The organism is Staphylococcus intermedius NCTC 11048, from assembly GCF_002902385.1.
In the GTDB taxonomy this organism is placed as follows: Bacteria; Bacillota; Bacilli; order Staphylococcales; family Staphylococcaceae; genus Staphylococcus; species Staphylococcus intermedius.
Map to the genome: position 1 here is coordinate 1 of NZ_PPQH01000102.1, position 5,053 is coordinate 5,053.

Here is a 5,053-nt window from a genome sequence, read left to right on the forward strand (position 1 = left end):
ATAATGGACGAACCGATTTTTGATTGTCAATTTCTAATTATTATGACATACTTTTATTTAATTAGTATGACACATTAAAAGGAAAGAGGTGCCAGTATGACAAAATATGTTTATGCATTTGATGAAGGTCAAAAAAATATGAAGGATTTACTTGGCGGGAAAGGGGCCAATTTATCAGAAATGAAGCGTTTAGGTTTACCGGTTCCTGATGGCTTCACGATTACGACAGCGGCATGTATTGAATATTTAGAACGTGGTGAACAATTGTCGGACGAGGTTAAAACACAATTACAAGCACAATTAGAGGCATTTTCAGCGCGTACGAACAAAGCGTTTTCTGCGGATGAAAATTTATTACTTGTCTCAGTACGGAGTGGGGCTAAAATTTCGATGCCAGGCATGATGGATACAATTTTAAATTTAGGATTAAATGATGAAAACGTTGAAAAACTCGCACGTAAAACAAATGATGCGCGTTTTGCGTATGATTGTTACCGTCGTCTACTACAAATGTTTGGCGAAGTGGTGTACGGGATTCCGATGGCCGCATTTGATACATATTTCGACAACTACAAAGAAACGCACAATTATCAAAATGATGCGGATATTCCAGCTGAAGGATTACAAGAAATTTGTGAGCACTTTAAAACAGTTTATATTGAAGAAGTGTACAAACCATTTCCGCAAAATCCGCTCGATCAGTTATTAGAAGCGATTGAGGCGGTATTTAAATCTTGGGATAATGATCGTGCCCGTGTGTATCGTGATTTGAATGACATTCCGCACAATATCGGCACAGCTGTGAACGTTCAAGAAATGGTGTTCGGTAATAGTGGGCCTCAAAGTGGGACAGGTGTGGCATTTACACGTAATCCTGTCACAGGTGAAGCCAAATTATTTGGTGAATATTTATTAAATGCTCAAGGTGAAGATGTCGTGGCGGGCATTCGTACACCTCAAGATATTGCGACATTACATGAGCAAATGCCCCATGTTCATGAACAATTTGTCGCTGTAGCCGAACAACTCGAACAGCATTATCAAGATATGCAAGATATTGAATTTACGATTGAAAATGAAAAGCTCTATATTCTCCAAACGCGTAATGGTAAACGCACAGCGAAAGCCGCGATGCAAATTGCTGTTGATTTAGTCGAAGAGGGTGTTATTTCGAAAAATGATTCGATGACCAAAGTGGACGTGAAATCCATCGACACACTCCTACATCCAACGTTTGAAGCACAAGCGTTAGAAGCCGCGACAGTGATTTCAAAGGCCGGTTTACCAGCGAGTCCGGGTGCCGCAACAGGTAAAATTGTATTTTCAGCAGAAGAAGCGAAACGTCAAGCTGAAGCAGGGGAAAAGGTCATCTTAATGCGTCCAGAAACATCACCAGAAGATATTGAAGGGATGATTGCGAGTGAAGCGATCGTAACGACACATGGTGGTATGACGTCACATGCAGCCGTTGTTGCGCGTGGTATGGGTAAATGTTGTGTGACAGGCTGTGCTGACCTTGAAATTAATACACGTGAGAAAACAGTGACGTATGCGAATGGTCAGTTGTTTGAAGGGGATGAAATTTCTGTCGACGGGGGACAAGGCGATATTTATGCAGGTATCGTGGAGACGACAAGTGCTGAACATAGTGAGGCATTCGAACAATTTATGGCATGGACGGAAGAAATTGCACGTTTAAACGTCCGTATGAATGCGGAAACAACACCTGACATTGAAGCCGGTTATCAGTTTAACGCACAAGGTATTGGTCTTGTTCGTACAGAGCATATGTTTTTCGGTGCAGAACGATTAGTAGAAATGCGTCGTTTTATCTTATCTTCAGACGATGAGACAAGAACACAAGCTTTAAATCGCATTCGCACATATCAAACAGAAGACTTTGAACAAATTTTTCGTTTGTCAGGCGAACGTCCGACGATTGTGCGTTTACTTGATCCACCATTGCATGAGTTTTTACCAAAGTCTGACGAAGAAATTGACAGTGTCGCACAACAATTAAACATTTCTACGGTACAGCTGAAGCAACGTATGGCCGAATTGCACGAAACGAATCCAATGTTAGGCCACCGCGGTTGTCGTCTGACGATCACATATCCGGAATTGTACGTCATGCAAGTCGAGGCGATGATGAAGAGTGTGGCACAATTGAAAAATGAAGGTATCGCATGTCAACCAGAAATTATGGTACCGCTTGTCTCTACTGTCGAAGAATTTAAAGTGTTAAAAGCACAAATTCTTGAAGCGATTCAGCAAATTGAGACAGATACGAATCAATCACTGCATTACTTAATTGGAACGATGATTGAAACGCCACGTGCATGTTTGATTGCGGGTGATCTTGCGAAAGTATGTGACTTCTTCAGCTTTGGTACGAACGATTTAACACAGCTCACTTTCGGTTTTTCACGTGATGATGCCGGAAAATTCATTAATGACTATGTGAATCAACATATTTTAGAGGTCGATCCATTCCAAACGTTAGATGTTGACGGTGTAGGTGCACTCGTGCGCAATGCTTCAGAACAAGCAAAAGCAGCAAATGCGAATATTAAAATTGGTGTCTGTGGTGAGCTCGGTGGTGATCCAAAATCCATTCATCATTTCCATCGCATGCCGATTGATTATGTGTCATGTTCACCATTCCGTGTACCGGGTGCCAAGTTAGCCGCTGCACAAAGTGTCGTTGAAAGTGAGGGATAATATGGCAACCGCACCACAAGTGACCATTTTTATCATTTCAGACTCTTTAGGTGAGACCGCACAACGTATGGTGCACGCGGTGATGAGCCAATTTCCAAAGCTGACACAGATCGAAATAAAGAAATTTTCGTTGATTGAAAGTGAGGATGCGCTCCTTAACGTGTTAAAACTTGCCAAAGAGCGTCAGGCAATTGTCGTGACCACTCTTGTGACAGATCACTTTAATGCGTTGGGGCAAGCGTATGCCGCAGAACATCAAATTCCTTACATTGATTATATGTCGCCGCTCATGCAACACGTTCAAGCCGCAACAGGACACGTACCGGTCAAAGAGAAAGGGAAAATTCGTGAATTAGATGAAGACTATTTCAAACGTATCGACGCAATCGAATATGCAGTTAAATACGATGACGGCAAACATTTCACAGATATTGAAGAAGCGGACGTCCTCATCGTCGGCGTTTCCAGAACGTCTAAAACGCCATTAAGTATGTATTTAGCGAACAAAGGGTATAGAGTCGCCAATATTCCGTTAGTGCCTGAAATCGGTATCCCTTATGACATCGTGAAAGACAAAAAATTGAAAGTCATCGGTCTCACAGCAAGCCCTGAATACATTATGAGCATTCGAACAGAGCGTGTGAAAGTGCTCGGTATGAAGGGGAAACAAGCGTATTACAATGATTTACAGCGCATTAAAGCAGAACTCGCATACGCTGAAGAAGTGTTTAGGCAGCTCAATGCGACAGTGATTAATACAGAATATCGCTCGATTGAAGAATCTGCGTTTTATATTGAAAAGATTTTACAAAAATAAAGATTTTGATGATGTGAGCGAGGAAAAGTTTCTGACATCAATTTATGCAAGTAGATTGAATTTTTTGTGCTCATTCACCAAAAAGGCTGGGTATATCGCTCAGTCTTTTTGGTCTTCACTGAGATGACGTGGGCATGTTGAAGAGATAAATTGATTTTGACAGCACGATAAATGAATGTAAAAGACATATTTTGAAAAGCTATCAATGCTATACTTGTTTTACACAAAAAATGAGGAGTATCAATTTATGAAAACTTTAATTATTAATGCACATCCAAGTTTTAACAACAAGGAAAGTTTTGCTAATCAAATGCAAGAACGGTTTCTAAAAAAATACAAAGATACATTTCCGAATGACACACCTGATATTTTAAACTTATATGACATTGCATTACCTCGTATTGAAACGACGCAGTTACTCAATGTTTGGAATAAGCAATATGCAGGTGAAACGATGACGGCAGAAGAACAGCATCTCGCGCAAATCACTGCAGAGTTGCTTGCACAATTCAAAGCACATCAACGCATCGTCATTATTTCGCCGCTGCACAATTTTAATATTACTTCACGATTAAAAGACTATATCGATAACATTTTAATCGCACGTCACACTTTCAAATATACATCTGAGGGTTCAGTTGGATTGATGACTGATAACTATAAAGCATTGTATATCCAGGCGAGTGGATCGATTTACACTAACGATGACCGCTATCAACATTTAGATTTTGCGCCTCGCTATTTAAAAGCAATGTTTAAAGAGATGATGGCATTTGATGAATTTTATACCGTTCGCGCTCAAGGTACAGCGCGCTTAAGTAAAGAAGCGGTACTCGAACATGCACAACAAGATTTAAATGAAGTTTTTAAAGCGTTCTATAACTAAAAAAGTCGTGAAGGAATCTCGCATCATAGGTTCCTTCACAACTTCACTGATTATGTGTTCGACAAAACAGGAGCACACGATATTCTAAAACCAACCCTAAAATACAAATCCTTCCGCATAGTATAACGTTCGTGACTTTCATTATTCATGACACAATTATTTTCTTTTAAACTACTTCGCAATTGAATGTACGCCGCAATTGAGCACACATACGCTTGAACCCATTCGCCTTAGCCTTGACCGCATTTTTCTTGAAAGTTCGCCGTGTATAGCATTGAAGAGACTGCTTAATATTTTTCTTCATCTTTCTTAAAAATTCCTTTACATTAGCTTAATAAAAAACAAATTAGCAAAGTGCAATTTCGAATAAATTTAGCAGTAAATATTACGCTTTTTACACTAAATTTTGTATGCGCTTACAGTTAAAAAGTTATTAAAAGTGTCATAATACAATAAAATTTATATTTTAATTTTGGGTCTTTAATGCAAATTGTTATCTTAAATTAGCATTTATCGAAATTATTTTAACTGATTTCAACTTTAATTGAGTAATGTTTAAACACACTATTTTTTATACTAGTTGATTGAGACAAAATCCATTTGATGCAAAAAGAATAACAGAACAAACA

3 protein-coding genes are annotated in these 5,053 nt (G+C 39.2%); all 3 read left to right on the forward strand.

Annotated features, from left to right (window positions below; genetic code table 11):
* The first annotated feature begins 96 nt into the window (after positions 1-96).
* The 3 genes from ppdK (at position 97) to CD138_RS12845 (ending at position 4,424) form a co-directional block, all read left to right on the forward strand.
* Positions 97-2,721 carry a pyruvate, phosphate dikinase gene (ppdK, locus tag CD138_RS12835; protein WP_019169026.1) on the forward strand — a complete coding sequence of 875 codons (2,625 nt, stop codon included), beginning with the start codon at positions 97-99 and terminating at the stop codon, positions 2,719-2,721.
* On the forward strand, positions 2,711-3,538 hold the full coding sequence (locus CD138_RS12840) for a pyruvate, water dikinase regulatory protein (protein ID WP_026066888.1): 828 nt from the start codon (positions 2,711-2,713) through the stop codon (positions 3,536-3,538). The genes ppdK and CD138_RS12840 overlap by 11 nt, the downstream gene beginning before the upstream one ends.
* A gap of 247 nt (positions 3,539-3,785) precedes the next feature.
* Positions 3,786-4,424 (forward strand): FMN-dependent NADH-azoreductase, encoded by a 639-nt coding sequence (locus tag CD138_RS12845; RefSeq protein ID WP_019169024.1) that lies wholly within the window; start codon positions 3,786-3,788, stop codon positions 4,422-4,424.
* The last annotated feature ends 629 nt before the right edge of the window (positions 4,425-5,053 follow it).

Excerpts from the sequence above, each read along its gene's own strand:
- ppdK (WP_019169026.1), top strand. The coding sequence starts at position 97 with ATGACAAAATATGTTTATGCATTTGATGAAGGTCAAAAAAATATGAAG.
- CD138_RS12845 (WP_019169024.1), top strand. The coding sequence starts at position 3,786 with ATGAAAACTTTAATTATTAATGCACATCCAAGTTTTAACAACAAGGAA.